Annotated in this window: 2 protein-coding genes; one reads left to right on the top strand and one right to left on the bottom strand. The window is 58.8% G+C overall.

Annotated elements, in window-relative coordinates:
• The coding region (locus tag NW837_RS12310; RefSeq protein ID WP_414331904.1) for a Rieske 2Fe-2S domain-containing protein at window positions 1-766 on the bottom strand (766 nt) is incomplete at its 3' end.
• A 203-nt stretch (window positions 767-969) separates the two neighbouring features.
• On the opposite strand from NW837_RS12310, the gene NW837_RS12305 reads away from it, so the two are divergent.
• Window positions 970-1,761: FAD-dependent oxidoreductase (locus tag NW837_RS12305; protein WP_414331902.1), on the top strand; the 792-nt coding region annotated here is incomplete at its 3' end.

Genomic DNA, 1,761 nt, shown 5'->3' with positions numbered 1-1,761 from the left:
CGTTGATGGGGGTGGGGATGTTGACGATGACATGGCTGCGGCCATTGGGGTAGCGGATGTGAAGGTGGTTGGTGAAGGGCAAATGCCAGGTTGAAGTGGTGGTGCGCTCGGTTTTGGCGGCAGCAATGCCCAGGTTTTTTTGTTGCAGCTCTGGGTTGGCTACACCGAGCACTGTGCGGGTGCGGATCCCGTAGTCCAGCTCCTCGACCTCGAAGTGGCTGGGTACCAAGTCTTCCATACTGCCAAAGGTGTTCTGGTGTACAAAGCTGATGTGGGCGGCATCGAACTCGTTCTCACAGATGCGCAAGCTGGCACATTCCCAGCGTTCGTAGAACTCGTGGATGAGCCGGTAACTGGGATCCTCGGCTTCTGGGATGACCGGGATCCCCCGTAGAGGCTGGGGATGCAAGCACACCCAAGCATAGCCATAGCGGGCCTGGCAGAGATAGGCGGGAATGCGGTAGCTCTCTGGGATGCGGGCCTGATCCGGCAGTTGCGGCACCTTGACACAGGCTCCCGTGCCATCGAACTCCCACCCATGGTAGGGGCAGCGGATATGGTCATCACAGACGATTCCCTTGGACAATTGCGCCGACCGATGACAGCAGCGATCTGCGGCTGCCTGGGGCTGTCCGGCTTTGTCCAGCCAAAGGACGATCCTCTCTCCCAGCAGCTCGAAAGGTTGCGGGGATCCCTGCTCCAATCGGCTGAGGGGCATCACCGGGTACCAAAAGCGCCGAAAGACAGGATGCTGGGTCACCAACATGGCAAAACCATCTGTGTCGTGTGGCCGGATTCTGTATAGCAAATTCGTGAATTCGGTTCCGTAGCCCGCGCCACAATCTCTATTTGGGGATCTTGCAGATCTGGGCAAACTCATTCCCAGGGGAGCTCAACTCATGGGGAAACCCTAGAACCTCTGGTACGGTAAAGATACTGATCTTGCGTTTGAGTTTCCAGAGGGATCCCTTGACCTCTACTTTGCCTTCTCAGACCTTCTTGCAGGCTCTGCACACCCCTTCCCCTGCTTGGGATGCCATCGTCATCGGTGCTGGGATCGGGGGATTGGTCGCGGCCAGCCAGTTGGCTGCCAAAGGATACCGTGTGCTGGTGCTGGAGAAATACCTCATTCCAGGGGGCAGTGCCGGCTACTTTGAGCGTCCGGATCCCTTAGGCAACGGGATCTACCGCTTCGACGTGGGCGCTTCCATGATCTTTGGGTTGGGCACCCAGGGTACCACTAACTTGCTGACCCGCGCCTTGGCAGCCGTGGGCCAATCCCTGGAGTCCATCCCCGATCCGGTGCAGATTGCCTACCACCTGCCCAAGGGGCTGAATCCCCGAGTACACCGGGATTACGAGCAGTTTTTGCAGGAGCTATCCGGCTACTTTCCCCGGGAAGCCGCCGGCATTCGCCGGTTCTACGATAGCCTGTGGCCCATCTTCAACAGCCTCAACGCCATGGAGCTGCTCTCGTTGGAGGAGTGGGGCTATCTATTTCGTTCTTTTGTGAGCAATCCCCTCGGCTGCCTGACCTTGGCGCGCTATTTGCCGGTGAATGTGGGCCAGGTAGCGCGGCGCTGTCTGCGGGATCCGGATTTGCTGCGCTTTGTGGACATGGAGTGCTACTGCTGGTCGGTGGTGCCGGCGGATCGCACGCCCATCATCAACGCCGGGATGGTTTTTTGTGACCGACACTACGGCGGTATCAACTATCCCAAAGGGGGGGTGGGGCAGATCGCCCAAAAGTTGGCCCAGGGG

It is taken from the genome of Synechococcus sp. R6-10 (assembly GCF_047461815.1).
Taxonomy (GTDB): Bacteria; Cyanobacteriota; Cyanobacteriia; order Thermostichales; family Thermostichaceae; genus Thermostichus.
Note: the sequence above shows the minus strand (reverse complement) of the source record. Positions and strands in the feature narration are given on the sequence as shown.